This is a genomic window from Actinokineospora sp. NPDC051303, from assembly GCF_055586285.1.
Genome location: NZ_JBVJIN010000034.1, coordinates 40,916 through 65,701, shown reverse-complemented (window position 1 = coordinate 65,701; position 24,786 = coordinate 40,916). Strand labels below are relative to the sequence as shown.

22 protein-coding genes are annotated in these 24,786 nt (G+C 70.4%); 15 read left to right on the top strand and 7 right to left on the bottom strand.

The genetic code is table 11. From position 1 onward, the window contains the following. Positions 1 to 159: 159 nt before the first annotated feature. The 3 genes from ACZ6SD_RS23610 to ACZ6SD_RS23600 are packed head-to-tail and all read right to left on the bottom strand — an operon-like array spanning position 160 to position 2,399. Complete coding sequence (locus ACZ6SD_RS23610) at positions 160 to 1,230, bottom strand: fatty acid desaturase family protein (RefSeq protein WP_465319149.1); 1,071 nt, start codon at positions 1,228 to 1,230, stop codon at positions 160 to 162. Between the two features lie 18 nt (positions 1,231 to 1,248). Further along, entirely contained in the window at positions 1,249 to 1,383 is a 135-nt protein-coding gene (locus ACZ6SD_RS23605; RefSeq protein WP_465319148.1) for a hypothetical protein, read from the bottom strand. A 14-nt stretch (positions 1,384 to 1,397) separates the two neighbouring features. Continuing rightward, on the bottom strand, positions 1,398 to 2,399 hold the full coding sequence (locus tag ACZ6SD_RS23600) for a DUF2156 domain-containing protein (RefSeq protein ID WP_465319147.1): 1,002 nt from the start codon (positions 2,397 to 2,399) through the stop codon (positions 1,398 to 1,400). A 215-nt stretch (positions 2,400 to 2,614) separates the two neighbouring features. Between ACZ6SD_RS23600 and ACZ6SD_RS23595 the strand changes: the two genes are divergently transcribed. The 10 genes from ACZ6SD_RS23595 (at position 2,615) to ACZ6SD_RS23550 (ending at position 12,749) form a co-directional block, all read left to right on the top strand. Next, positions 2,615 to 3,562, top strand: coding sequence for a diacylglycerol/lipid kinase family protein (locus tag ACZ6SD_RS23595; protein WP_465319146.1), 948 nt, complete (start codon positions 2,615 to 2,617; stop codon positions 3,560 to 3,562). Between the two features lie 5 nt (positions 3,563 to 3,567). Next, positions 3,568 to 5,001: an MmgE/PrpD family protein gene (locus ACZ6SD_RS23590; RefSeq protein WP_465319145.1), complete on the top strand. Its 1,434-nt coding sequence runs from the start codon at positions 3,568 to 3,570 to the stop codon at positions 4,999 to 5,001. Between the two features lie 118 nt (positions 5,002 to 5,119). Then, complete coding sequence (locus ACZ6SD_RS23585) at positions 5,120 to 6,775, top strand: aldehyde dehydrogenase family protein (protein ID WP_465319144.1); 1,656 nt, start codon at positions 5,120 to 5,122, stop codon at positions 6,773 to 6,775. Positions 6,776 to 6,805: 30 nt separating this feature from the next. Further along, positions 6,806 to 7,945 (top strand): acyl-CoA dehydrogenase family protein, encoded by a 1,140-nt coding sequence (locus tag ACZ6SD_RS23580; RefSeq protein WP_465319143.1) that lies wholly within the window; start codon positions 6,806 to 6,808, stop codon positions 7,943 to 7,945. A gap of 12 nt (positions 7,946 to 7,957) precedes the next feature. Next, positions 7,958 to 9,244, top strand: coding sequence for an aspartate aminotransferase family protein (locus ACZ6SD_RS23575; RefSeq protein ID WP_465319142.1), 1,287 nt, complete (start codon positions 7,958 to 7,960; stop codon positions 9,242 to 9,244). 3 nt (positions 9,245 to 9,247) lie between these two features. Further along, complete coding sequence (locus tag ACZ6SD_RS23570; protein ID WP_465319141.1) at positions 9,248 to 9,736, top strand: type II toxin-antitoxin system RatA family toxin; 489 nt, start codon at positions 9,248 to 9,250, stop codon at positions 9,734 to 9,736. 15 nt (positions 9,737 to 9,751) lie between these two features. Further along, complete coding sequence (locus tag ACZ6SD_RS23565; protein ID WP_465319140.1) at positions 9,752 to 10,258, top strand: hypothetical protein; 507 nt, start codon at positions 9,752 to 9,754, stop codon at positions 10,256 to 10,258. Positions 10,259 to 10,275: 17 nt separating this feature from the next. Further along, complete coding sequence (locus ACZ6SD_RS23560; RefSeq protein WP_465319139.1) at positions 10,276 to 11,250, top strand: VlmB-like protein; 975 nt, start codon at positions 10,276 to 10,278, stop codon at positions 11,248 to 11,250. A 48-nt stretch (positions 11,251 to 11,298) separates the two neighbouring features. Then, positions 11,299 to 11,529, top strand: coding sequence for an acyl carrier protein (locus ACZ6SD_RS23555; RefSeq protein WP_465319138.1), 231 nt, complete (start codon positions 11,299 to 11,301; stop codon positions 11,527 to 11,529). After that, the gene (locus tag ACZ6SD_RS23550) at positions 11,529 to 12,749 is read left to right on the top strand and encodes a beta-ketoacyl-[acyl-carrier-protein] synthase family protein (RefSeq protein WP_465319137.1); all 1,221 of its coding nucleotides are present in this window, start codon (positions 11,529 to 11,531) and stop codon (positions 12,747 to 12,749) included. Before ACZ6SD_RS23555 ends, ACZ6SD_RS23550 begins: the two co-directional genes overlap by 1 nt. Before the next feature lie 46 nt (positions 12,750 to 12,795). Here the strand turns inward: ACZ6SD_RS23550 and ACZ6SD_RS23545 are convergent, their stop codons facing one another. The 4 genes from ACZ6SD_RS23545 to ACZ6SD_RS23530 form a co-directional block, all read right to left on the bottom strand. Continuing rightward, positions 12,796 to 13,533, bottom strand: a complete 738-nt coding sequence (locus ACZ6SD_RS23545) for an ESX secretion-associated protein EspG (protein ID WP_465319136.1) — start codon at positions 13,531 to 13,533, stop codon at positions 12,796 to 12,798. A gap of 7 nt (positions 13,534 to 13,540) precedes the next feature. Further along, a complete protein-coding gene (locus ACZ6SD_RS23540; RefSeq protein WP_465319135.1) occupies positions 13,541 to 14,749 on the bottom strand; it encodes a hypothetical protein in 1,209 nt (402 codons plus the stop codon). A gap of 91 nt (positions 14,750 to 14,840) precedes the next feature. Then, positions 14,841 to 15,407: a DUF3558 family protein gene (locus ACZ6SD_RS23535; protein WP_465319134.1), complete on the bottom strand. Its 567-nt coding sequence runs from the start codon at positions 15,405 to 15,407 to the stop codon at positions 14,841 to 14,843. A 14-nt stretch (positions 15,408 to 15,421) separates the two neighbouring features. Then, positions 15,422 to 15,898: a hypothetical protein gene (locus ACZ6SD_RS23530; protein ID WP_465319133.1), complete on the bottom strand. Its 477-nt coding sequence runs from the start codon at positions 15,896 to 15,898 to the stop codon at positions 15,422 to 15,424. 186 nt (positions 15,899 to 16,084) lie between these two features. Between ACZ6SD_RS23530 and ACZ6SD_RS23525 the strand changes: the two genes are divergently transcribed. The 5 genes from ACZ6SD_RS23525 to ACZ6SD_RS23505 are packed head-to-tail and all read left to right on the top strand — an operon-like array spanning position 16,085 to position 24,761. After that, the gene (locus tag ACZ6SD_RS23525) at positions 16,085 to 16,480 is read left to right on the top strand and encodes an acyl carrier protein (RefSeq protein ID WP_465319132.1); all 396 of its coding nucleotides are present in this window, start codon (positions 16,085 to 16,087) and stop codon (positions 16,478 to 16,480) included. Between the two features lie 30 nt (positions 16,481 to 16,510). After that, the gene (locus ACZ6SD_RS23520; RefSeq protein WP_465319131.1) at positions 16,511 to 21,451 is read left to right on the top strand and encodes an SDR family NAD(P)-dependent oxidoreductase; all 4,941 of its coding nucleotides are present in this window, start codon (positions 16,511 to 16,513) and stop codon (positions 21,449 to 21,451) included. A gap of 10 nt (positions 21,452 to 21,461) precedes the next feature. Further along, on the top strand, positions 21,462 to 23,021 hold the full coding sequence (locus tag ACZ6SD_RS23515) for a long-chain-fatty-acid--CoA ligase (RefSeq protein ID WP_465319130.1): 1,560 nt from the start codon (positions 21,462 to 21,464) through the stop codon (positions 23,019 to 23,021). Beyond that, positions 23,018 to 23,995: an LLM class flavin-dependent oxidoreductase gene (locus tag ACZ6SD_RS23510; RefSeq protein ID WP_465319129.1), complete on the top strand. Its 978-nt coding sequence runs from the start codon at positions 23,018 to 23,020 to the stop codon at positions 23,993 to 23,995. The genes ACZ6SD_RS23515 and ACZ6SD_RS23510 overlap by 4 nt, the downstream gene beginning before the upstream one ends. Positions 23,996 to 24,005: 10 nt before the next feature. Beyond that, on the top strand, positions 24,006 to 24,761 hold the full coding sequence (locus ACZ6SD_RS23505; protein ID WP_465319128.1) for a thioesterase II family protein: 756 nt from the start codon (positions 24,006 to 24,008) through the stop codon (positions 24,759 to 24,761). Positions 24,762 to 24,786 lie beyond the last annotated feature (25 nt).

Below are 24,786 nucleotides of genomic sequence, written 5' to 3'. Positions count from 1 at the left end.
CTCCGCGCGTGTGAGGCCGAAGGCATCCCACCCGTCTTTCACACGGCGATCTTCCTTCGTAGGGGCCCCGAAGAAACCACTCCACCCCATCGAGCCAACCCCAGAGCCAGCCCGAAGGCCACCCTCCCCAAGGAAGAGTGGCCTCCAGGAACCCCCGACTCAAGCGGCTTGGCTGAACGTAACCTCACCGGTGCGAGTAGGAGCGCTGACGTCGTGTAAGAACGTGGCAACCTCCTTGTACGAGGCCCAGAATCCCAGTTCGTGGTACGGGATTCCCTTCTCCTTGCAGTACTCGATCGTGAGTTGTCTGGCTCGGGGCAACGACTTCTGTGGCATCGCTGGGAACAGGTGGTGTTCGATCTGGTAGTTCAGGCCGCCGTACATGAAGTCCATCAGGGGGGACGGGTTGATGTTGCGGGAGGTCAGCACCTGCCGTTCCAGCCAGTCCAGGGTTTCCTCTTCGCCGTCGCGGATTTCCATGCCCTTGTGGTTGGGGGCGAAGATCATTCCGAAGTAGACGCCCATGACTGCCTGCTGTACCACCAGGAAGCCGACGGCCAGCAGGGGGTTGAGGACCAGGAACAGGCACGTCAAGTAGATCGCCAGGCGCACCAGGATGAGGGTGGACTCCAGGACGGGGGACTTGAGCTCGCCCCGTTTGGCGATCATCTTCACGGCCGTCTTCTGCATCTTGTACGACTCCAGGGTCAACAAGATGAAGAACAGGATCGACTGGTGGCGCACGATGAAACGCTGCACCCTCGTCCTCGTCGCGTACTGCTTGATGTCGAAGATCGCCGTTCTGCGGCCGATGTCGGGGTCGAGGGACAGGTGGTTGGGGTGGCTGTGGTGGCGGTTGTGGTGGTTGACCCACCAGCCGTAGCTGAAGCCGTTGACCAGGTTGGCGTGGGTGTAGCCGACGATGGTCGCGGACTTGCGGGCGCGGAACATCGACTTGTGGCCGGCGTCGTGGAACATGAAGGACGCCTGGGCGCACCAGAGGCCGCACCACACGGCGACCAGTAGCTGCCAGGGGGAGTCTCCGACGAGGAAGAACGCGGCGATGCCCGCCGCGAGCATTGTCAGGTTCAGCGAGATTCTGCGGTAGTACCAGCCTGCCTGCAGGTCGAGCAAACCTTCCTTCTTCACCCGCTTGAGCAGTTCGGTGAAGGTGGCCGACTGCGCGGACAGCTGCACGGGGTCCGGCGCCACGGTGTTCGGGGACTGCATCGCGTTGCTCTCTCCGTCTCAGTTGGCCGCGAGGGCGTCGTGCAGCGCGGCGAGGGTGTCGTCGGCCGCCTCGGCGACGGCCGGGTCGTCGGGGGCGCCGAAGATGCCGAACAGCGCGCCGACCGTTGCCTGCATCAAATCCTCTGTGGACATTCGGGTGCTTCCTCTCAGAACGCGCCGCAGGCGCGGAAAACGTGGGCGAAACCGGCGAGGGACGCCCGGTCCTGGAAACCGATGTACTCGGGGATCACCAGCGACGGCGCCCACTTCTGCTTGTAGGCCAGCTGCGACTGCGCCGGGTACAGGTCCGCGCCCTGGGCGAACAGGGCGTGCATCAGCCACTGGAAGCCCAGGTTGTGGCCGGGGATCTCCTGGGTCGAGTCCAAACCGGTGAACGGGGTGAAGCCGAAGTGCAGCCACGGCACGCCTTCGCCGCGGAAGGTCTCGATGGCGGTGGAGTTGATCGCCTCCATAATGCCGGGCGACTCGTGCGGGATGCGGCGGCTCAGGTCGTGCATCCAGCCGTGCCGGGAGCCGTAAACCGGGGAGTAGGAGATGTAGCCGACCGGCGCGCCCTCAATGGTGCCCAGGAACATCCGGCGGTGCGGCTGGCCGTCGCCGCCGACCTCGCCGACGAGGAACTCCAACTGGTGCGCGTCCTCGCCCTTGGACCCGAGCCACTGCCGGTCGATGTCGGCGATGGCCCCGGCGTAGTCGGACGCGGTGACCTCCTCGACGACCAGGCCGTTGCGGAAGGCGCGCGAGATCTTGTTGCGCAGCTGCATGAACTTGGTGCCCCGCAACGAGAACTCGGGCAGCGACACCGCCCACGACGCGCCGATCTGGTTGACCGTGAACCCGTGCCGCGCGTAGATCTCCGCGTCGTGCCGCTGTAGTTGCACGGCGACGACCTTGAGCCCTTCCTCCTTCGCGTGCGCCAGGAACGCCGCCAGCAGCTTCTCGTAGTCGGCCTGCGGCGCGAACACGCCGCCGAGCTGCACGAGGTAGCCGCCCGCGCGCCGGTAGGCGATGGCGCCATCGGCCAGCGGGCTGGTGAAGGTCTCCGTGCGCGCGTTGAGGGCGAGGAACGCCGAGGCGTTCTCGGCCTGGGTGTGCGCCCGGATCTGCTCAAGCACCGGGATTTCGGTCCTGCTCACTGTGGTCGTCACCGTTGCACCCTTTCTTCCTTCGCCATGGGGTCTGGTCGCGGCGAGGGTCAGTAGAACACCGCGACAAATGCTCGTGAAAGCCCCGAATGCGCAATTGTCAGGGCCTGGTCAGGGCGTGGTCAGGTCACTGTCAGAACGGGCCGCCATTGTTTTCCCGTCAGCGATTCACGGGCGAATCGCGTGTGGCGGCAACCCCCGCGACGTCAGGAGAGCCGATGACCGGGACAGTGCCCAACCAGGACCCGAGCCGGGTGCTGGTGATCGCCAACCCGACAGCGGGCAGCGCGTCGAACGCCCTGCTGTCGGGTGTCCGACAGCGCTGTCTGGCGCACGCTCCGACGACGTTGCACGTGACCTCTTCGCAGGGTGAGGCGACGGAGAGCGTGCAGCGGGCGCTCGCCGAGGCGCACCCGCCGAACCTGGTCGTGGTGATCGGCGGCGACGGCACGGTCCGCGAGGTGGTCGAGGGGATGGCGGGCGCGGCCGACGCCACGCTCATGATCATCCCCGGCGGCACCGGCAACTCGGCCTACCGGATGCTGTGGGCGGAGCGGCCCTGGTCGGCGGCCCTGGCAAGCGTTTTCGACGGCACCGCCGCGCGCCGCAGGCTCGACCTGGCCCGGCTCGCCGAGACCGGCGCGCTGGTCTTCCTCGGAGCCTGTTCCGGGGTGGTCGCCGAGGCCTTGGTCTATGCGAAGCAGACGACGCTCACCGGCCGCGCCCGCTACGCCAAGGCCCTCGGCGACGCCGCGGCCGCGTTCACCCCGTACCCCGGCCGGGTGGTCGTGGACGGCGCGACGCTGTTCGAGGGCGGCACCGTCCTGGCCAACGTCGGCGGCGGGCGCTACCGGGGCGGGCAGTACCTGCTGCTGCCGCTGTCCGAGCTCGCCGACGGCCTGCTCGACGTCGTGGTCATCAGCGACCAGGTGCCGCTGGCCAAGGTCCCCGACCTGGTGCGCGGCGGCGACCACCTCGGCGTCCCCGGCGTCTACTACGGCCGGGGCAGCCACATCGAGGTGCTGCGCACCGACGGCGAGCCGCTGGTCTTCGAGCACGACGGCGAGCTGCGGCAGAACGTGGCCACCAGCATGTCGATGCGGGTCTCGCCCGGCGCGCTGCCGGTGTGGTGCGACCCGGACGTGGTGAAAGCGGGGTCGTGGTGAGCCGGTTGCGCCGTTTGTCGCGGTGGGCGGCCGGTCTGGCGCACGAGGACGTCCCCAGCCGGGTCCGCGAGTTGGCGGCCAGCCAGATCCTGTCCCAGCTCGCCGCGATCCGCGCGGGCGCGGCGCACCCGCTGGGCGCCAAGCTGGTCGACGCGTTCGGCTCGCCGACCCAGGACGACCCGAGCGCCGCCGCCGCCGTGCTGGCTGGGCTGGGGTCGTGGCTGAACCTGGACGACACCGCTTACGCCGGGCACCTGTCCAACTCGACGGTCGCGGTCCCGGTGGCGTTCTCGCGCGCGGGCGACGGCGCGGCGCTGGTCACCGCCGTGGTCACGGCCAACGAGTGCGCGGCGCGCATCACCGCCGCGGCGACCCTGGGCCCGCTGCGCGGCCAGAGCGCCCTGCACACCCACCTCGCGGGCACGGTCGCGGGCCGCCTCAAGTGCGAGGGCGCGGACGCCGAGGTGTGGACCGACGCGTTCGGGCTGGCGTTCGCGATGCCGAACTGGCCGCTCATGCGCGCGTTCCTGGCCAGCGACGCGCGGCTGCTGTGCACGCTGGCCCCGGTCCGCGCGGCCAACGACGCCTGCGCCGCAGCCCGCGCCGGGCTGCGCGGCGCGGACGACCTCATCGAGCACCCGGACGGGTTCCTGGCCCGGTTCGCCACCGTGCCGCTGCCCGACCTGGTCGACCACCGGCTCGGCGAGCGGTGGCACACCGAGACGCTGTCGTTCAAGCTGCACCCCGGCGGCCCCGGGATCGACGCCGCCGTCGATGTCGCCGCCGAGCTTGGCCCGTTCCGGCCGGAGGAGATCGCCGACGTGCTGGTGGAGGCGTCGGCGTACACGCTGCTGGCCGACAAGACGTCCCGCCGCTACATCGCGGGCGCGGACTCGGCCCTGGGCGCGCTGGTGCTCAACGTGGCGTATCCGGTGGCGACCGCCCTGCTGACCGGGCATTTCCTCGCCGCGGACCTCGACCGGCCCGCCACGGCCGACCCGGCGCGCTGGGCCGTGGCGGAGCGGGTCCGGCTGGCGCACGACCCGGCCATGACCCGTGCGCTGTTCGCCTCTGACGCGCCGTTCGGCGAGGCGCTGCGGCACGCGGGGGCCGCCGGTGAGCCGTGGCTGCGGTCTTTCGGCGGCGACGAACTCGTCGCGCTGGCGGCCGGGGCCGAGCCCAGCGGCGACTTCGCCCAGGCCACCAAGGCCACCCCTGCCCGCATCACGGTGACGCTCGCTGACGGCCGCACGGTAAGCGCCGAGCGCGCCATTCCGCTCGGCGCGGCGGGCCCGGACACCCGGGAACGGCACGCGTGGCTCATGCGCGAGAAGTTCATTTCCGTCGGCGGTTCGGCCGAGGTCGCCGACGCGGCGGTGAAACTCGATTCGATGAACGCGGCCGAACTGCGTGAATGGCTCGACGCCGCGCTTTCCTGATCAATCAATCGGCTGTCAGGGCGCGGTCAGATGATTCTGCGAGAGTCGGACCTGTACCGCGCAGGGCAAGAATGCGCGTCCCGAATTGTGACGGACCCGCCACCGGGAAGGGCATGAGATGATGCTTTTTGAGGCAGACCCGAGTCAGCTGTCCGGTGGGACGGCCGACGCGGACCGCGGCACGCCGCTGCGCAGCTACGACCTGTACATCGGCGGCAAGGACGTCCCCGGCGACGGCTGGGTCTACACCACCAGCGCGGCGTCGCTGCTGGAGGACGTGTTCACCAGCATCAGCCTCAAGCGGGCCCTGGAGAAGAACCCCGACGACGCCGCGTCGCGGCACCGGTACGTCGTCGGGCGCTGCGGCGTTGCCACCACCGAGCACATCGACGAGGCCACCGCCGCCGCCGCGACCGCCGCCCGGGAGTGGGCCGCGGTGCCGCTGGAGCGCCGGATGCGCCTAGGCGAACTGTTCCGCCAGACGCTGATTGACAACCAGGACGAGTTCCTGGAGCTGCTGGTCGCCGAGTCGCACCCGGTCAACCTGGCCCGCTGGGAACTGAGCTGCCTGCAACAGGTTTACGGGCCCGAGAGCCTCGACTGGTACGCGCAGCGGATGCACACCGAGTTCCAGCACGGAAACCGCCGCCTCATCGTGCGCCGCCAGCCCGACGGCGTGGTCTGCTTCAACCCGCCGCAGAACGCCGCTGGCCCCAGCGCCGCGCTGGCGATGCTGCCGCTGATGGCCGGAAACGCCGTCGTGGTGCGCGCGCCGCGCAGCATCCCGCTGAGCACCATGTACCTGTGCCGCGACCTGATGGCGCCGCTGCTGGACGAGGTCGGCGCGCCAGCGGGCGTGCTGAACGTGATCTGCAGCAACCCCAAGCAGACCATGGACCGCTGGGTGGAAAGCCCGCTGGTGAACGACATCTTCTTCATCGGCGGCTCGGAAGAGGGCTTCAAACTCCAGGAGCGCTGCATCGCCAACGGCAAGAAGCCGATCCTGGAGCTGGCGGGCAACGACACCATCGTGGTGTGGAAGGACGCCGACCTCGACTCGGCCACCGAGGCGATCCTGGAGTGCTTCTACGGCTCCGGCCAAATCTGCATGGTGCCCAACTGCGTCGTGGTCCACCCCGAGGTCGCCGACGAGCTGATCGCCAAGATCCGCGAGCAGATCGTGGAGATCCGCCCCGGGTACCCGGACGAGGAAGGCGTGCTGCTGTCCCCGGTGCGGCGCGCGGAGAAGTTCTTCGCGTTGCAGCGCCAGGCGACCGACAACGGCGCGGTCCTGATCTGCGGCGGCGGCCGGATGGAGATCGACGGCACCCCGTCGGACACCGGGGTGTTCCTCCAGCCGACGGTGTTGCGTGTGGACGGTCTGGCCACCGCGCGCGAGCTGGACATGGTCAAGCACGAGACGTTCTTCCCGCTGCTGCCGGTGATCGTGCCCGCGGCCGCCGGGGACAGCGAGCACCTGGACGACTTCATCGAGTTCGTCAACACCAACGACTACGGCCTGCGCAACTCGCTGTGGGCCGGGTCGGCCGAGGTGATCGACGCCTTCGTCGCGCGGGTCGTCAACGGCGGCCTGCTCAAGATCAACGACTCGCACATCGGCTTCCTGCCCTACCTGCCCAGCCACGGCGGCACCGGTCTCACCGGCGGCGTCTTCGGCGAGGCCAACTACCCGATGCTCAAGACCTCGCACGTGCAGGGCGTGAGCGTCGCCACTGGAATCCGCCCCCGGCAAGCCGTTTTTGGCGACGCCTGAGACCCGAACACGATTCTTGGAGGTTTTCCCGTGCGTTCCCTCGACAGCGCTCGCGAGGTCTGCGAGCGGTTCCACCCCGGCCTGGTGAAGGCGTTGGGCGAGTTGACCTTCGCCGAGCGCGAGGCCCCGGGCAGCCCGGTCATCGACCTGTTCCGCGAGCACGGCGGCGTCGGCCTGCTGGTGCCGATCGAGCACGGCGGCCACGGCGCCGACCTCGTGCAGGCCGTGCAGGTCATGCGCGCCATCGGCTCGCTGTCGCCGTCGCTGGCCGCGGCGGCGACCATGCACCACTTCACCGCCGCCACCCTCTACGCGCTCGCCCCGACCGAGGGCCGGCTGACCGGCGCGCAGATCGACGTGCTCAAGAGCGTCGTGCCGGACCGCAAGATCATGGCGTCGGGCTGGGCCGAGGGCCGCACCGAGCAGAACATCCTGATGCCCGCGGTCACCGCGGTCGCCGCCCCCGGCGGCTACACCCTCAGCGGCACGAAGAAGCCGTGCAGCCTGTCGAAGTCGATGGACTACCTCACCGCGAGCATCGCCGTCCCCGGCCCGACCGGGGAGCCCGAACTCGCGATGGCGATCATCCCGGCCGACACCCCCGGCATCTCGGTGCACCCGTTCTGGGGCAACGACGTCCTCGCCGCGGCGGAGAGCGACGAGGTGCGGCTGGAGAACGTCTTCGTCCCCGAGGACCTGGTCATCCGCACCACCGAGGAAGACCCGGAGCGGATGGCGGCGTTGCAGCTGGCCGGGTTCGTCTGGTTCGAGCTGCTGATCTCCTCCGGATACGCGGGCGCGGCCGCCGCGCTGGTGGAGAAGGTGTTGCAGCGCAGGCGGGGCAGCGCGATCGACCAGATCCAGCTCGTGGTCAAGGTCGAGTCGGCGTTCGCGGTGCTGGAGGGCGCGGCCCGCGCGGTGCTCGACGGGGTGGACGGCGAGGAGGCCGTCGCGGCCGCGCTCGTCGCCCGGTTCGCCGCGCAGCAGGCCATCGCCGAGTCGACCGCGACCGCGCTGGAACTGTTGGGCGGGCTGGACTTCATCACCTCGTCCGACAGCGCCCGGCTCGCCTCCGGGGTCCGCCCGCTGGCCTTCCACCCGCCCTCGCGCGCCAGCGTCGCAGAAGCCCTGATCGCCTACTACGACGGCGAACCGCTTGTCCTGGCCTGAAAGGAAATCACCGTGACCGCAGTGGCGGACACCCCGGTCTCGGCCGGCGACGAACGCATCCTCAACCTCTACCGGGCCCACCTCAGCCGGGGCCGGGTGACCCTCGCCGAATTGCTCGGCAGCCACGTGGAGCACCTCTCCGACGGGGCGTGGATCACCACCAGCGACGGCGAGCGGTTCCTCAACTGCGGCGGCTACGGGGTGTTCATCCTCGGCGCCCGCCACCCGATCGTCCTGTCCGAAGTGGAGCAGCAGCTCCGCAAGAACCCGATGGGCACCCGCATCCTGCTGGAGCCCACCGCGGCCGAGGCCGCGGAGCAGCTGTGCGGGGTCGTGCCCACCGGGCTGGACCGGGTGCACTTCTCCCTCTCCGGCGCGGAAGCGGTGGAGACGGCGCTGAAACTGGCCCGCGCCAACGGGTTCAAGCGCACGGTGTCGATGGTGAACGGCTACCACGGCAAGTCGCTCGGCGCGCTGTCGGCCACCGCCAAGGACGTCTACCAGAACCCGTTCCGCCCGCTCATCCCCGACTTCGTCCACCTGCCCTACGGCGACCTCGACGCCCTGGAGGCCGAGCTTTCCGCGCACCCGGGCCAGGTCGCGGTGATCCTGGAGCCGGTGCAGGGCGAGGCCGGGGTCGTGATCCCGCCCGCCGGGTACCTGCGCGGCGTCGAGGCGCTGGTGCGCGAGCACGGCGGCTTCCTGATCCTGGACGAGGTGCAGACCGGCATGGGCCGCCTCGGCGAGTGGTGGGGCGCCGACCTGGAGGGCGTCACCCCGGACGTCCTGCTGGCGGGCAAGGCGTTGGGCGGCGGCGTCATGCCGGTGTCCGCGGCCATCGCCAGCCGCAAGGCGTTCAAGCCCTTCGACAAGGACCCGTTCCTGCACACCGGGACCTTCGCCGCGATGCCGGTGCTGATGGCCGCGGTGCGCGGCTCGATCCGCGCGCTGCAAGAGGAGCGGCTCGTCACCCGGGCGATGGAGCTGGGCACCGCGCTGCTGCCGCGGATCGCCGAGATCGTCGCGCGCAACATCGGGCACCTGGTCAAGGAGGTGCGCGGCCAAGGGCTGCTCATCGGCATCGAGCTGATCGAGCCGGGCCTGGCGGGCGAGCTGCTGACCGAGCTGTTCAACGCCGGTGTGGTCGCCAACCACTCGATGACCGGCAGCGCGGTCGTCCGGTTCACCCCGCCCGCGATTCTCACCGAGTCCGATGTGGACTTCCTGTTGACCGCGATAGACCAGGCCACCCGCGACCTCGTCACGGGCTCGGCCACGATGCCGGAAGGCGGTAGGTGACCAGTGCGACACGTTGACCTGGAAGCGACAGTGCGCGGAGCCGACGCCGCCGCGGTGCTCGCCGAGCTCGTGCGGTTCGACCGCTACCCGGACCTGGCGCCGCACGTGCGCGCCACCGAGGTCCACCAGACCCTGCCCTCGGGCACCGGCAGCTCAAGCTGGGAGCTGCACTTCCGCAGCGGCCTGCTGCGCTGGACCGAGGCCGAGGTCTTCGACCTCGACGCCATGACGGTGACCTTCACCCAGGACGACGGCGACTTCGACACCTTCGCCGGGACCTGGACGTTCACCCAGGACGGCGCGGACGTGACCGTCACGTTCGCCGCCGACTTCGACTTCGGCATCCCGTCCATGGCGGGCATTCTCGACCCGATCGCCGAGCGGGTCATCCGGGAGACGGTGGCCTGGGCCATCGACGGCTCCTTCCCGGAGGTGTCCTTCGCGGGCGACCTCCAGCTCCAGCCCGCAGCAGCGGCCACGCCTGGCCAGTAGATTCTGGAGTCCACAATGGACCAACTCAACCCCTACGAGACGCCCAAGACCTTCCAACTGCACCGAGCGGAGTACCTGTTCGGCGTGGCCGTGGTCACCGGCCTGATGATCGCGAACTTCAGCGAGCTGCGCTGGTGGGTCGTGGTGGCCGGATTCTTCTACATCGACATCATCGGCTACCTGCCCGGGGCCATCGCCTACAAGAAGGCCAACGGCGGGCCGGTGCCCAAGGTCTACTACGTGCTCTACAACTTCATGCACAGCTTCATCACCCAGGGCGCGGTGATCCTGGTGTGGTGCCTGACGATCGGCCCCGAGTGGGGGCTGCTCATCATCCCGTTCCACCTCTTCGGCGACCGCGGCCTGTTCGGCAACTTCATGAAGCCCTTCGGGCTGCCGTTCGAGCCGGAAGCCCAGCCCGCCTACCAGAAGATGCTTGACGACCTCGGCATCGACCAGCAGGCCCCGGCCGGGCACGCGCCGAAGACCGCAGAGTCGCCCACGCTGCAACCCGCGAGCTGAAAGGACACCAAGTCGCGATGACCCAGTCCATCGCCCCAGAAGCGGATTTCGACGCCGCGCCGACACTGCTCGATGGGGCCAAGAACCTCACCCTCACCGCGGAGCGCTGCGACCTCGCCTACTGGTTCACCGAGGTGGCCCAGGGCACCCTCGCGGGCCGGGGCGCCAGCGGGCACGGCCCGGACGCCGTGGTCCCGGACTTCATGCGCGAAGACGGGCCGCTGCGCCAGGCGCTGATCCTGGAGTTCGGTTTCCGTGCCCTGTCCGAGGAACTGGCCACCCGCCTGCTGGCGTACTACGTGGCCAACGCCCCGGGCATTCCGGAGATGGAGTTCTTCGCCACCCAGCTCATGGACGAGGCCCGGCACGCCCGGGTGTTCCGCAACCACCTGGTCGAACTGGGTGTGCCGCAGGACAAGCTGTTCGCCGAGATCGAGGACATGACCGCGGAGTACCGGCGGCGTGTGCTGACCCCGGTCGAGGAGTTCTCGCTCGACATCGTCCGCGACCGCAAGGACTTCTACGGCGGCGTCGCGGTGTTCACCATCGTCATCGAGGGCGTGCTCGCGCCCGCGGCCGAGCTGAGCGAGCGCAAGTGGGGCGTGCTCGACCCGGCCGCGGGCGAGATCTCCCGGGGCACCTCGATTGACGAGATCCGCCACCTGGTGGTCGGCAGCTCCATCCTGCGCGAGCACCTGATCAAGACCCCGGAGTACAAGCCGCGCCTGCTGGAAATCCTTGAGGGCGGGCGGAAGCTCTGGAACGAGGTGCCCGACCGGGAGTACGTCATCCACCGCGAGGAGCTGTTCCAGAAGGGCATGCACCAGCACGCCGACCTGGTCGGCGACTACGAGCTGTGGCCCGGCGTGCGGATGCTCGACACCACCCCGGACGAGCGCTACGACGCGGCCGAGCGGTGGACCGACGAGATGGCCGAGTCGCGGATGACCTACATGGGCCTGCCTGTCGACTGGCTGTCCGGCCCGGCCTGAAAACCGATTTCCGGTAAGAACTTCCTCAGGAAACCCAAGGAGAACGCCGTGTTCGAGACGCTCAAGAACATTCTGGTCGACAAGCTCAAGGTCTCCCCGGACCAGGTCACCATGGAGGCGTCCAAAGAGGACGTCGAGCTGGACTCGCTGGCCGTGGTCGAGCTGTCGCTGGTGCTGGAGAAGGAGCTCGGCCTCAAGATCAGCGACGACGAGCTGATCGAGGTCGAGACGGTCGGCGAGATCGTCGCCCTGATGACCGAGCGGAGCGTGACGGTCTGATGGCGGGCCCCGACGACGTCGCGGTGACCGGGCTCGGCCTGGTCACCCCCGGCGGGATCGGGGTCGAAGCAGGCTGGGCGGCCGTGCTGGCGGGCCGGTCGGCCGCGGCCCACGACCCCGTCCTGGCGAAGAACCCGGTGTCGATCTCCTGCCGGGTGCCGGGCTTCGATCCCGAGGCGTTACTCGGTGGCCGCAGGGCGCACCGACTGGACCGGTTCGTGCAACTCGCGCTGGTCGCGGCCAAGGAGGCGGTGACCGACGCCGGACTGGACACCGCCACCTGGGACGGCGCGCGGGTCGGCGTGGTCATCGGCAGCGCCGGTGGCGGCGCGGAGACCTTCGAGGCCCAGCACCGGGTGCTGCTGGAGGAGAACCCCGCGTGGGTCTCGCCGCTGCTGCTCCCGATGCACCTGTCCAACATGGCCGCGGGCCAGGTCGCCATGGAGTTCGGCGCCCGAGGCCCGAACATGGTGGTGGCCACGGCGTGCGCGTCCGGGGCGACGGCGATCGGGATCGCCCGGGACCTGCTGGCCCGCGACCGGTGCGACATCGTGCTGGCCGGGGGAACCGAGGCCCTGCTGAATCCGGTCACCATGGCCGGGTTCGCCCGGATGGGCGCACTGTCCAAACGGGACGATCCCGGCGCGGCGTCGCGGCCGTTCGACATCGACCGCGACGGCTTCGTCGGCGCGGAGGGTGCGGCGATGCTGGTCCTGGAACGACTCCCGGACGCTCAGGCGGCGGGCAGGCGGGTCCGGGGCCGGGTGCTGGGCTACGGCGCCACCGCCGACGCCCACCACGTCACTTCCCCGGACCCCGACGGCCGCGGCGTCCGTGCCGCGATCGACGCGGCCCTGGCCGAAGCGGGGGCGAGCGCGGCGGATGTCGTGCATGTCAACGCGCACGGCACTTCCACACCGCTCAACGACCTAGTCGAGGCGCAGGTGCTCGCCCGGGTCCTGCCGCACCGCCCGCTGGTCACCTCGACCAAGGGCGTGACCGGGCACATGATGGGCGCGGCGGGGGCGGCGGAAGCGGTCTTCGCCCTGCTCACCATGGCCAACGGCACGGTCCCGCCGACGGCGAACACCACCATGCTCGACCCGCGCATCGACATCGACGTGGCCCTGGCGGCCACGCCGGTGTCGCCGGGGCTGGTCCTGAGCAACTCGTTCGGCTTCGGCGGGCAGAACGCGGTGCTGGCCCTCGCGGCGGCGTGAAACCCGGGCGGTGGCGGCGGTTCGCCAGCCACCGCCCGGGTTTTTCCTATGTGGTCAGGAGTTCGCCCAGTCGGGCGGCGAGCCGGGCGTTGTCGGCCGGGGTGAGGGTGGTCCACTCGGCGCCGTCCGGGCCTCGGGTGACGGAGAGGGCGTAGCGGCCCTGGTCGTTGTCGACCCAGACGACACCGGGCAGGCGACGAGGTTTCCCCTGCGGTGTGCGCGAAGTGAGGCCGAGCATTCCCGCCCGCGACATGGGCCGCTCCAGGACTGCCTTGAGCTGCCGTGATTCCGGCCCGCCCGCCTGCTCCAGCGCGGGCCGCATCAGGCTGCCCGACTCGGCCGGACGGCCGCCGGGCACAGTGATCGAGCGCCCCGGGCCAGGGCGGTTCCCGGGAACCAGATCGACCACCGACATGATCACGGCGGTGTCCCGCACCTCGCGCAGCCACACGGTCTGGTCCCGCTGCACAGCCAGAACCGCCTGCCGCCCACGCGAAACCGCCAATGCCTTCGGCGGCCGTTCTCCACCCGAGGTGAGCAGCACGACCAGGCTGACGGCCAACTGGGGCGCGGCGAGCAGCCGCAGCGCGTCCTCCAGCTCGGGCACCGGCCTGCCGGACCGCACCAGCCCGTCGCGCTCCAACACCCGGTAGGTGACGGCCTTGATGCGCGCCCGCTCATCGAGCGTGTCCCCATGACTGGGGACCTCCAACGGAAACGGCACGGCGCCGAGCCCGAGATCGTTCCACAGCACGTCGAAACCGGCCAGCGAGAGGGTGGCCATCACCCGCTCAGCCCCCGATCACCGGTGGGGCGGTCAGCTCATCGGGCCCGAACAGATCGTGGGGATCGGTCTCCTGCAGGTAGGTGGGCCGCTCATGCTCGCTGTCCTCGCCGCCTTGCCCGCGCCCGCCGCCCATTCCGCCCGGCCCCATGCCCGCCGCGCCCCGGTTGGCCGCGGTTCCCCCGCGCCCGGCCGCCGCGTCGGCCCCCACGCCACCTGCTCCGATCCCGGTCGGAACGCCCCGTCCCGTTGCCCCGCCCCGGCCCGGGTCCGCGGCTCCGCCCGCTCCCGGTCCACCGGGCCCGAACCCGGCGCGGCCACCAGCCGATCCGACGCCGGGGCGCCCGCCGCCGACTCCGCCGCCGAACGCGGTGGCGGGCACGCCGGTCCCAGAGCCGGGCCCGGCCGTCTGCCCGTGTTGGAAGGCATTGCCGGGCTCGGGCGGCATGGGCCGCCAGCCCGCGAGATCAGTTCCGGAGTCCGGCGGAACAACAGGCCGCACCCGCTCACCTGGTTCCGGTCGTCCTTCGTCCCGGCCAGCGTCCTCCCCGCCGCCTTGGTCACGGTCGCTTTGGTCACCGTCGCCTTGGCCCCCGCCGCCTGAGTCGCCGCCACCCGTGCCACCGCCGCCACCTGGTCCGCCTGGGTCGCCACCGGGTGGCCCGATGGGCACTGGCGCGGGTTTCCCGATCGGCGGGATGCTCGGGGGCGGAACCGGGCTCGGGGCGACAAGTTCGTCAAGCTCGGGCGGCGGTAGGAAGGGCGGCACCGCCGCGGCCGCCTCGGCCAGCAGCGCGTCGCGCTGCTCGACCACCCGGGCCGCTTCCTCGTGCGCGGCTTGGTTTCGCTCGTACTGGGCCTGGACTTCCTGGGCGAGCCGCGCCATGGCGGTGGGGTCGCCCGTCGCATCGAAGAACATCCGCGTGGGGTCGTACGGAACCGGCTCGGGCATGGCGTTCTTGGCCGTGCTCACCGCCTCGGACTGCGTGCCGATCGCCGTGCTCGCCGCGGCGAAATGCTCGCTGGTGGCCATGCTCCACTCCGCGACCTTGCCGAGCCGGTAGCGCATGGCGTCGCCTGCCTGCCCTTCCCACCCGGCCTCCGAGCCGAACACGGCCTGCTGCAGCGCCACGCCCGCCTGGCCCAAGTGCTCGCTGAGCAACCGCCAGTCGTCGGCCACGTCCTGTGCGGCCTGGGGGTTGCCCGCGTCGGTCATCTCCTTCAGCGCCGGGTGGGGTTGCGCGAAAGGGTTTCCGTCTGGTTGGGGCGCCTGCCGCGCACTTGGCCCAGTCATCCAGCCACCTCTCTCACGGCAACTTGGGGTCGATGATCCGGGCGACCTCGGTCGCCACGGCACACGCCTTCGCGGTGTCCCGCAACCCGCTGGCCGTCGCGGTCACCTGGACCATGGACGACGCGGTGATCGAGAAATAGACGTCGCAGCCGCCCTCGCCGCCGCCGAGGTTTTCCAGCCTGGTGGTTTCGTGCTTGCCGATGGGCACAGGTGTGGGCGTAGCGCCCTGGTAGTTCGCCTTCGCCACGCCGACAGAGGAATGCAGCGCGATGCTGAAGCCGAAGTCACCCGACTTCATCCAGCCGCACCCATTTGAGGACTTCAAGCCGCTCGGCTCGCCCGCCGGGACGCCGAGCGCCGCCCGGTCGGCGTCCGACAGGAGCGCGCACGGGTCCATTGTGGACAACGGTGATGTCGCCCGTGTCGACGTGGTGCTTGTGGTCCTTGACGTGGTCGGCGACGGCTTGGCGCTTGTGGGCGCGACCGAGACCGGGCTGGGGCTGCCAGCTTCTGTGTCCGAGCACGCGGTGAGAGACAGCGCAACCGCGGCCGCCGCCAGGCCGGTGGCCCAGTTCGCCATCGAAGCCCGCCCGTTCACCTTTGGCCGCCCGAGAAAGCGCTCTGGTTGTCGGCGTCGACGTCCTGATAGAGCCGCACGTTGGCCGCCGCGGCTGCTTTGAGCTTTTCCAATTGATCCGTGAACTTGCGCAGAATGCTGAGGGCCGAGTCGTCCATGCCATCGGCGAGTTGCTGGTTGAACTGGCCGACCTTCTCGCCGAACCCGCCGCCAAGCGGCGTGACAACGGCGATCTGGCGAGCGATTTGGGTTACCTGTTCCACCGAGTCTTGAACTTCCTGGAGTCGGTCGACAATCGCCTTCGCCGTGTCCGGGGCGATGGCGAACTGGCCCGCCTCGACGGCGGCGACCAGGTTCTTGAGGCTGGCGTAGATTCCGAAGATTCCGCTGAACGGGGCGTTGGCGGGCGGCAGCTGGCTGTGCGCTTCCATCCACCGGCGCATGTTCTCTTCTGCTTCCAGTTGTGCTGGCGGCGGCGATGTGCCGTCGGGCATGACTCCCCCTGTGCGTGACCGGTCGGCCACTAAGAGTATCGGCATGGCCGCCGGTTGCCGAGGGGCTGGCTGATATCTGACACGTTCCGATCACCTTTGCAGGTCAGTGGCTGGTCAGGGCTTCATCAGCCGGGGCTGTTCTGATCGGGGCCGCGGAAGTGGGAAACCTGAACAACGGAGGCAGCCATGTCCGAACGGACCCCGACCGTCGAGGAGCTGCTGGCTGTGCCGCTCTCCGAACGCCCTGATGCCCTGGAGGCCGTTGTCGTGGGGGAGTTCCGGGAAGCACTGCTGATGGGGGCGGGGGAAGACTTGGCGCTGGACAAGGCCTTCTTCGAGTTGGGCCTGACCTCGCTGCGGATCACCGACGTGAAGCGGCGGCTTGAGGACCGGCTGGGGTGCGACATCAGCGCCAACGCGCTGTTCAACCGGCCGACCGTGCGTGAACTGGTGGCCTACCTCATGACCGACGTGCTCGCCGATGTCTTCCCGCGCCAGCAGGCCGCCGCGGCGGCCGCGGTGGGCGGGGAGTCGGACCGGGTGTTTGTCGACGACATGCTCAAGGACCTCTACCGCGCCTGAAGCGCGTTCCATCGAAAGGCGGACATGGCAATGCCGGACGAGACTGGTCTCGGTGAGGAACTGCGGCGTCAGCGGGAGACGATCCGGTCGCTGATGCTGGAGAAGTACGAGCCCATCGCGATCGTCGGCATGGGGTTGCGGTTTCCTGGTGGCAGTGGGAATCCGGCTGAGTTCGCGGACTTCCTGCGGGCCGGGCGGTCGGGCATCGTGCCGCTGCCGAGGGACCGGTGGGACGCGGAGGCGTTCACGCCGGGCGGCGCGGACGACAAGGGCAAGATCCGGGCCGAGAACGGCGGCTACCTGGATCGGCTCGACCTGTTCGACGCGCCGTTCTTCAACATCTCCCCCAAAGAGGCGCAGTACATGGACCCCCAGCAGCGGCTGCTGCTGGAGACCGCGTGGGAAGCGCTGGAGCACGCCAACATCGACCCGACGCCGCTGCGCAAGGGCAACGGCGGCGTCTACGTCGGCGCCAGCTCCATCGACTACGCCTTCGAGATGGACCAGCTCGCCTACCCTGAGCTGGACGGGCACCTCGCCTCCGGTGTGACCTTCTTTCCCTTGTCGGGTCGGCTTTCCTACTTCCTGGGCTGGCACGGGCCGTGCATGACGGTGGACACGGCGTGCGCGTCGGGGTTGACCGCGATCCACTTGGCCGTCAAGGGACTGCGCTCGGGCGAGTGCGATATCGCTTTGGCGGGCGGGGTCAACGCGCTGCACCACCCGCGCACGCAGGTGATCTTCTCGGCGGCGAACATGCTGTCCACCGACGGACAGTGCAAGACCTTTGACGAGTCCGCCGACGGCTACGCCCGCGCCGAGGGGTGCGGCGTGCTTGTCCTCAAGCGGCTTTCCGACGCCCGCCGCGACGGCGACACCGTGCTCGCGCTGGTTCGCGGCACCTCGGTCGGCCAGGACGGCGACAGCGCGGGCCTGACCGTCCCGAATGGACCGGCGCAGGAGCAGGTCATGCGCTCCGCTCTGCGCGCCGCGGCACTGGACCCGGTGGACATCTCCTACGTCGAGGCGCACGGCACCGGCACGCCGCTGGGCGACCCGATCGAGATGGGCGCCATCGCCGACGTGTTCGCCCAGTCCCACACCAAGGACGCGCCGGTCATCGTCGGCTCGGTGAAGACCAACCTGGGCCACATGGAGCCGGTGGCGGGCATCGTCGGCGTCATCAAGGCCGTGTTGCAGCTCCGCGAGTCCACGATCTTCCCGCACCTGAACTACACCAACCCCTCCGGCCGCATCCCGTGGGCCAGTTACCCGGTCGAGGTGCCCACCGAGGCCCGGCCGTGGACGGCGGCGGTGAAACGCGCGCTGGTCAACAGCTTCGGCTTCGGCGGCACGATCTCGGCTGCCGTCCTGGAGCAGGCCCCGCCGGTGGCCGAGCCGGTCCGGCGGCCGAGTCCGGTGGCGGGCGAGGTTTTCGCGCTGTCGGCGAAGAACCGGCGTTCGCTCAAGGCCCAGCTCGACCGCTACCGCGACTACCTCGCCGCGCACCCGGGCACCGACCTGGGCGAGCTGTGCCGCACGGTCACCACCGGGCGGGCGCACTTCCCGCTGCGCGTCGCCGGGGTCGTGCGGAGCACGGCCGAGCTGGAAGCGTTGCTGGACAAGGACGTCGACACCGTCAGCGCGGGCGACTCGCGCAAGATCGCGTTCCTGTTCACCGGCCAGGGATCGCAGTACCTGGGGATGGGCGCGCCGCTCTACCGCGACCACCCCGAGTTCGCGCGGAACCTGGACGAGTGCGACCGCCTGTTCGCCCCGCTGCTGGGCCGCTCGGTGCGCGACCTGGTGCTGGGCACCGCCGACGACGACGGCGCGATCGACCAGACCCGCTTCACCCAGGCCGCGCTGTTCGCGTTGGAGTATTCCCTGGCGCAGCTCTGGATCACCTGGGGCGCCCGGCCCGCCGCGCTCATCGGGCACAGCATCGGCGAGGTCGTCGCGGCCACCGTCGCGGGCCTGTTCACCTTGCCAGACGCGGTGAAACTCGTGGCCGCGCGCGGCCGGCTCATGCAGTCGGTGACCGCGCCCGGCGGCATGGCCGCGGTGACCGCGCCCGCCGAGGACGTGGCCCCGCTGCTGGAAGGCTACGACGACCTGGCGATGGCCGCCTACAACGCGCCGTCGCAGTGCGTGGTGTCCGGCGGCAGCGCGTCGCTGGCCGAGGTCACCGCGAAGCTGACCGAGCAGGGCGTCACCGTCAAGCAACTAGCCGTGTCGCACGCGTTCCACTCGCCGCTGATGACCGAGGTGTTCGAGGAGTTCCGCGCCGAGCTCAAGGGAATCACCTTCCACGAGCCGCGGCTGACGCTGATCTCCAACCTCACCGGCAAGGTCGCCCGGGTCGCCCAGATTTCCGACCCGGAGTACTGGGTCCGCCACATCGGCGAGCCGGTGAACTTCGCCGCGGGCATGGCCGCGTTGCAGCGCCGGGGCAAGCACGTGTTCATCGAGGTCGGCCCGTCCGGCGCGCTCACCGCGCTGGCCAAGAAGTGCGTGGACGCCGCCGAGCACCGCTGGATCACCAGCGCGCACCCGAAAGACCCCGAAGGCGCGACGATCCGCAAGTCCGTCGCCCAGCTCTACGCCGCCGGGATCACCGTGGCGTGGGCCGCTTTCCACGGCGACCGCGCCGGAACCCGGCTGGTGCTGCCCACCTACGCCTTCGACCGCAAGCGCTACTGGCTCCCGGAGGGCAAGGGCAACTACGCCCGCGCGGTCGGCGGACACCCGCTGCTCGGCGCCGAAGTGGCAGGCGAGGTGGGCACGCGCGAGTTCCGCGCCCAGGCGGCCGAGGCGCCCAACGCGGAGGCGCTGCTGGATCTGCTGTTCGCGGTGCAGGACAAGGTGTTCGGCGAGACGGCCCGGCCGGTGACCGATGTGCGGCTGACCGCGCTGCCGCCCGGCGAGAGCGAGGCCGTGGACCTGCGCACGGTGCTGGTGGGCGACCACGTGCTCGTGCACGTCGGCGAAACCGTTGTCGCCACGGCGACAATCGGTGCGCCGCAAGCGGATTCGCCCGCCGGGTTCGACGGAACCGAGATCGGGCTGGTCGGCGAGCCCGCCGAGTATCTGCCCTCGACGCTGTTCAGCGTGGTGGGCGACGGCGTGCCGCTGCGGGTCGGCGCGGTGCGGCTGGTGAAAAAGCCCCGGTCGAGCGCGCTGCGCGCGGTGGTCCGGGCCGCCGAGCCGACCCTCGTGGACGAGGACGTCCGCGCGGATGTCGCCGTCTACGAGGGCGACCGCCTGGTGGCCGAGCTGTCCGAGGTCGGGCTGTCGCACGGCACGCCGGGCGACTTCCTGCACCGGATGCACTGGTTGCCGGTCCCGGTGACCGAGCCGACGGCAGCGCTCGCGCCCCGGCGGGTCGTGGTGCTCAATCGCGACGCCGACCCCGCGCTGGCCGCCTCAGCCGAGGTCGCGGGGGTCACGCTGCGGTTCGGCGCCGAGCACGTCGCCGACGACCCGACCGACGTGGTGTGGTTCTGGCGTCAGCTCAATAAGTCTGGTGTGGACGGTCTGCGGGCGGAGAACGAGCACAACTTCACCAACCTGCTGGACACGCTGAAAGTCCTGTCGGAAACCGGTTTCGGCCGTGCGCAGCGGCTCTGGCTGGTCACGGAGCGGGCGCAGGTCCTGCCCGGCGACGACTTGGCCCCGCCCGAGCGGCTGGCCGCGTCGACCCTGTGGGGCTTCGCGCAGGTGCTGCTCAACGAGTTCCCGACCTACCGCCCGACCCTGGTCGACACCGACGGCGTCGACGGGCTGCTCTCCGAGCTGCGCGCCAAGGACGTCGGCGACTTCCAGGTCGCCTACCGCCACGGCGTCCGGCACGTCCGGCGGCTGCGCCCGCACACCGCGGACGACGGCCGCGCGGTCCGGATTCGCGACGACCGCACGTACCTGATCACCGGTGGCCTGGGCGCGCTCGGTCTGGTCACTGCGGAGAAGCTGGTCGACCTCGGCGCCCGCCACATCGCGCTGGTCGGCAGGCGCGGCACGCCAGCCGCCGACGCGGTCGACATCTGGGAACGGCTGAACGATCGCGCGGAAGTGACCGTGCACCAAGGCGATCTCGGCGACGCGGCCGACGTGCGGCGGATCTTCGCCGGCCTGGCCAAGGGCCACCCACTCGCGGGCGTGGTGCACGCCGCCGGTGGGCTCGCCGACGCGCCGATTCCCGCGCAGACCTGGGAAAGCATCGACGGCCTGTTCGGCCCCAAGGTCTACGGGGCGTGGCTGCTGCACGAGGCCACCAAAGACCTGCCGGAGCTGGACTTCTTCGTCGCCTTCTCCTCGGCGGCCTCGGTCGTCGGCGGCGTGTCGCAGTCGAACTACGCCGCGGCGAACGCGTTCCTCGACCAGCTCTGCCACTGGCGGGCCGCCCAGGGCCTGCCCGCGCTCGCGGTCAACTGGGGCCCGTGGTCGGAGGTCGGCATGTCGGCGCGGCTGAGCGACCTGCACGTCAAGGCGCTGGAGCACGAGGGCGTCAAGTTCTTCACCCCGGCCAAGGCGCTGCGCGCGCTGACCGCGCTGCTCGGCGGGGACGTGCCGCAGGTCGCCGCGGGCGAGGTCGACTGGCCGCGGTTCATGGCGGCGAAACCGGTCGCCAGCGGCCTTTACAGCGAGCTGCACACCCCGGTCGAAGGCGGCGACAGCGGCCTGGACCCCGACGAGCTGCGCGCGTTGCCTCGGGATGAGCGGGTCGCGACGATCCGCGACTTCATCCGCTGCACCGTCGCCCGGATTCTGCTGATCGAGGACGTCAACGACGTCGAGGCGGGCGCGGAGTTCGTCCGGATGGGCATGGACTCGCTGGCCTCGGTCGACCTCAAGAACACCCTGGAGAGCGCGGTCCGCGTGCCGCTGCCGTCCGGAGTCACCTTCGACCACCCGACCCCGACGCTGCTGGCCGAGTTCGTCGACCTGAGCCTGTCCGGTGTCCCAGCGTAGGAGAGAGGCCATGAACCAGAACTGGACGCTGACCGCCACGTCGGCCCGGCACGCCGCCGACCGCGGCGACCACCCCGCTGTGCTCTGCGAGGACCGCGTGGTCACCTACGCCGAACTGCACCGCGAGTCCAACCGCACCGCCCACCGGCTGCTCGCCGCCGGTCTGGGCGTCGGCGACCGGATCGCCTATCTCGGCCTGGAATCCGAGCACTACTACGAGATCGCGTTGGGCTGCGCCAAGTCCGGTGTCGTGCTGGTCCCGGTCAACTGGCGGCTCACCCCCGCCGAGGTCGACCACATCCTGCGCGACTCCGGCGCCACGCTGCTGTTCGTGGAGCGCGAGTTCCTGTCGGTGGCCGAAAAAGTGCGGCCCGAGCTGCCCACCCTGCGCGCGGTGATCGAGCTGGACACCGCGGCCGAGCGGGCGGCGGGTTTCCAGGCGTGGAAGGGCGACAGCCCGGCCGACGACCTGGTCTCGCCCACCGGCCCGGACGACGCGGTGCTCCAGATCTACACCAGCGGCACCACCGGGTTCCCCAAGGGCGTCGTGCTGGCGAACCGGGCGTTCTTCACCCTGCCCGAGGCGATGGCCGAGGCGGACGTGGCCTGGCTGGACTGGCTGCCGACCGACAAGAGCCTGATCTCCCTGCCTGGCTTCGGGATCGCGGGCATGGGCTGGTTCATGCACGGCTTCAACGCGGGCGCCACCAACGTGGTCATGCGGATGTTCGTCTCGGAGGAAGCCGTCCGTCTCATTGAGACAGTGGGGGTGACGATCACCTTCGCCGCGCCCGCGATGCTCCAGATGCTCATCGAGGAGCGCAAAGTCGGCCCGGACACGTTCAAGTCGCTGCGCAAGGTCGCCTACGGCGCCGCGCCGATCTCGTCGGCCCTGCTGGAGCGGCTGATCGACGTCATGGGCTGCGAGTTCGCGCAGATTTACGCCGCGACCGAGACCGGGACCTGCGCGGTGTCGCTGCCGCCGGAGGACCACGTGCCGGGCAGTCCGCTGCTCAAGGCCGCGGGCAAGGCGTGCCCGGGGCACGAGCTGAAGATCATCGACGGGCAGGGAAACGTGTTGCCGCCCAACGAGATCGGCCAGGTCTGCATCAAGACGCCCGCGCACATGCTCGGCTACTGGAACCTGCCCGAGGCCACCGCGAAGACCCTGATCGGCGACTGGCTGCACATGGGTGACGCGGGCTACCTGGACGAGAACGGCTACCTGTTCCTCTGCGACCGCATCAACGACACGATCATCCAGGGCGGGCAGAACATCTACCCGGCCGAGATCGAGAAGGCGCTGGCCGACCACCCCGACGTCAGTGACTCGGCGATCATCGGCTTGCCGCACCCGCTGTGGGGCGAGGCCGTGCACGCCTGCGTCGTCGCGCGCCGCGAGATCACCGCGCGCGAGCTGATGGTGTTCCTCTCCGGGCGCATCGCCGACTACAAGATCCCGACCGAGTGGGAGTTCCTGGACGCCATCCCCCGCAACCCGTCCGGGAAGATCCTGCGCCGCGCGCTCCGCGACGAGCGGATGCCGACCACTGAAAGGGCACCAGCATGACTAGCACGGTCCGGATCGGCGCGCTGCTGCCGACCCGCGAAATGGCCATCCTCAACGACTTCTCGATAGCCCCGCTGCTCGACTTCGCCCGGCGCGCGGAAAACCTGGGCTACGACTCGCTGTGGACCGGTGACTCGCTCGTCGCCCGCACCCGGCTCGACCCGTTCGTCGTCCTCTCGGCCGCCGCCGCGGTGACCGAGCGGATCACCCTGGGCACCGGCGCGCTGACCGCGTCGCTGCGCCACCCGTTGCTGGGGGCCAACATGGTGACCAGCCTCGACCACGCCGCAGGCGGAGACCGGCTCGTTCTCGGCCTGGGCGCGGGATTCCCGATGCCTGAGAGCGAAGACGAGTTCAACGCCGTCGGCGTCCCGTTCGCGGGCCGCGTCGGCAGGCTCGACGAGACCGTTCGCTACTGGAAGACAGCGTGGGCGGCCCGGACCGACGGCACCCCGACTGTCCACAACGGAAAGCTCTGGCAGACCGAAGGACTGGACCGCCTGGCCGCGCCCGCCACCGCCGGCGGCCCGCCGCTGTGGCTCGCGGGCAGCGACACCCCGCGCGTGCTCGCCCGCACGGCCCGGCTCTACGACGGCTGGCTGCCGTTCCTGCCGACCGACACCGCCTACGCGGCGGCGTGGTCGGCGATCCAGGAGCAGGCCGCCGCGCACGGCCGCCCGGAAGGCGCGGTCACCCCCGGCCTCTACGCCACCGTCAACATCAACCCGGACGCCGCCAAAGCCAAGGCGCAGCTTGAGGAATACCTCCAGGGCTACTACGGCCGCTCGCTGGAGATCATGTCGACCTTCCAGGCGTACGGCTGGGGCAGCGCCGACGACTGCGCCGAATGGCTCGCGGGCTACATCCGCGCGGGCGCGCGGCACATCGTCGTGCGGATCGGCTCGCTGGACCCGGGCGACCAGCTCGAACAGCTCGCCGAGGCCGTGCTGCCCGCCGTCCGGGCCCTGGTCTAGGGGCGCGGCGATGGGAAACTGGTTCGAGCCAGCCGAAATCGGCTCCGACGCGCCGCTGCGGCTGTTCCTGTTCCCGCACGCGGGCAGCGGCGGCGCCATCTACCGCAACTGGGGCGGGCTGCTCATCCCCGACTTCGCCCAGCAGATCGTGTCGCTGCCCGGCCGGGAGAAGCGGATGGGCGAGACCGCGTTCACCGAGATCGAGCCGCTGGTCGAGGCGCTGTACGAGGCGATGCTGGACGAGCTGGACGACCGGCCGTACGCGTTCTTCGGGCACTGCCTCGGCGCGCAGCTCGCCTACCGGGTCGCGGTGTGCATGCGCCGCGACGGCGAGCGCGGCCCCATCCTGATCGGCGCGTCCGGCTGGTCGCCGGAGGGGTTCCAGCAGGCCACCTACGAGCAGAGCCAGATGCCCGAGCCGGACCTGATCGAGTGGATGAAGACCTTGGGCTCCTTCCCGGAAGAGGTCTACGGCGACCCGCAGGTGATGGCGATGATCATCCCGGTGCTGCGGGCCGACCTGGCGGTAGTCTCGACCTATGTCGATGACGCCGCCGAGGTGGACGTGCCGCTGGTGTCCTACAGCGGCAAGTCCGACCCGCTGATGTCGCCCGGCGCGATGGCCTCCTGGGCGACCCGCACCACGGAGTACCTGGGCAACAGCGAGTTCACCGGCGACCACTTCTACATCGACAACCCCGACCACGCCGTCGCGGTGACCGCGGACCTCACCCGGCACCTGACCCGACGTCTGGCCGTCGTGTGAGCGGGGCCGAACTGCTGCTCGCCCA

Bases quoted from the DNA above. Each gene is read 5' to 3' on its own strand.
- ACZ6SD_RS23610 (WP_465319149.1), bottom strand. From the start codon at position 1,230: ATGCAGTCCCCGAACACCGTGGCGCCGGACCCCGTGCAGCTGTCCGCG.
- ACZ6SD_RS23605 (WP_465319148.1), bottom strand. From the start codon at position 1,383: ATGTCCACAGAGGATTTGATGCAGGCAACGGTCGGCGCGCTGTTCGGC.
- ACZ6SD_RS23595 (WP_465319146.1), top strand. From the start codon at position 2,615: ATGACCGGGACAGTGCCCAACCAGGACCCGAGCCGGGTGCTGGTGATC.
- ACZ6SD_RS23585 (WP_465319144.1), top strand. From the start codon at position 5,120: ATGATGCTTTTTGAGGCAGACCCGAGTCAGCTGTCCGGTGGGACGGCC.
- ACZ6SD_RS23565 (WP_465319140.1), top strand. From the start codon at position 9,752: ATGGACCAACTCAACCCCTACGAGACGCCCAAGACCTTCCAACTGCAC.
- ACZ6SD_RS23560 (WP_465319139.1), top strand. From the start codon at position 10,276: ATGACCCAGTCCATCGCCCCAGAAGCGGATTTCGACGCCGCGCCGACA.
- ACZ6SD_RS23550 (WP_465319137.1), top strand. From the start codon at position 11,529: ATGGCGGGCCCCGACGACGTCGCGGTGACCGGGCTCGGCCTGGTCACC.
- ACZ6SD_RS23545 (WP_465319136.1), bottom strand. From the start codon at position 13,533: ATGGCCACCCTCTCGCTGGCCGGTTTCGACGTGCTGTGGAACGATCTC.
- ACZ6SD_RS23540 (WP_465319135.1), bottom strand. From the start codon at position 14,749: ATGACCGACGCGGGCAACCCCCAGGCCGCACAGGACGTGGCCGACGAC.
- ACZ6SD_RS23535 (WP_465319134.1), bottom strand. From the start codon at position 15,407: ATGGCGAACTGGGCCACCGGCCTGGCGGCGGCCGCGGTTGCGCTGTCT.
- ACZ6SD_RS23530 (WP_465319133.1), bottom strand. From the start codon at position 15,898: ATGCCCGACGGCACATCGCCGCCGCCAGCACAACTGGAAGCAGAAGAG.
- ACZ6SD_RS23525 (WP_465319132.1), top strand. From the start codon at position 16,085: ATGTCCGAACGGACCCCGACCGTCGAGGAGCTGCTGGCTGTGCCGCTC.
- ACZ6SD_RS23520 (WP_465319131.1), top strand. From the start codon at position 16,511: ATGCCGGACGAGACTGGTCTCGGTGAGGAACTGCGGCGTCAGCGGGAG.
- ACZ6SD_RS23515 (WP_465319130.1), top strand. From the start codon at position 21,462: ATGAACCAGAACTGGACGCTGACCGCCACGTCGGCCCGGCACGCCGCC.
- ACZ6SD_RS23510 (WP_465319129.1), top strand. From the start codon at position 23,018: ATGACTAGCACGGTCCGGATCGGCGCGCTGCTGCCGACCCGCGAAATG.
- ACZ6SD_RS23505 (WP_465319128.1), top strand. From the start codon at position 24,006: ATGGGAAACTGGTTCGAGCCAGCCGAAATCGGCTCCGACGCGCCGCTG.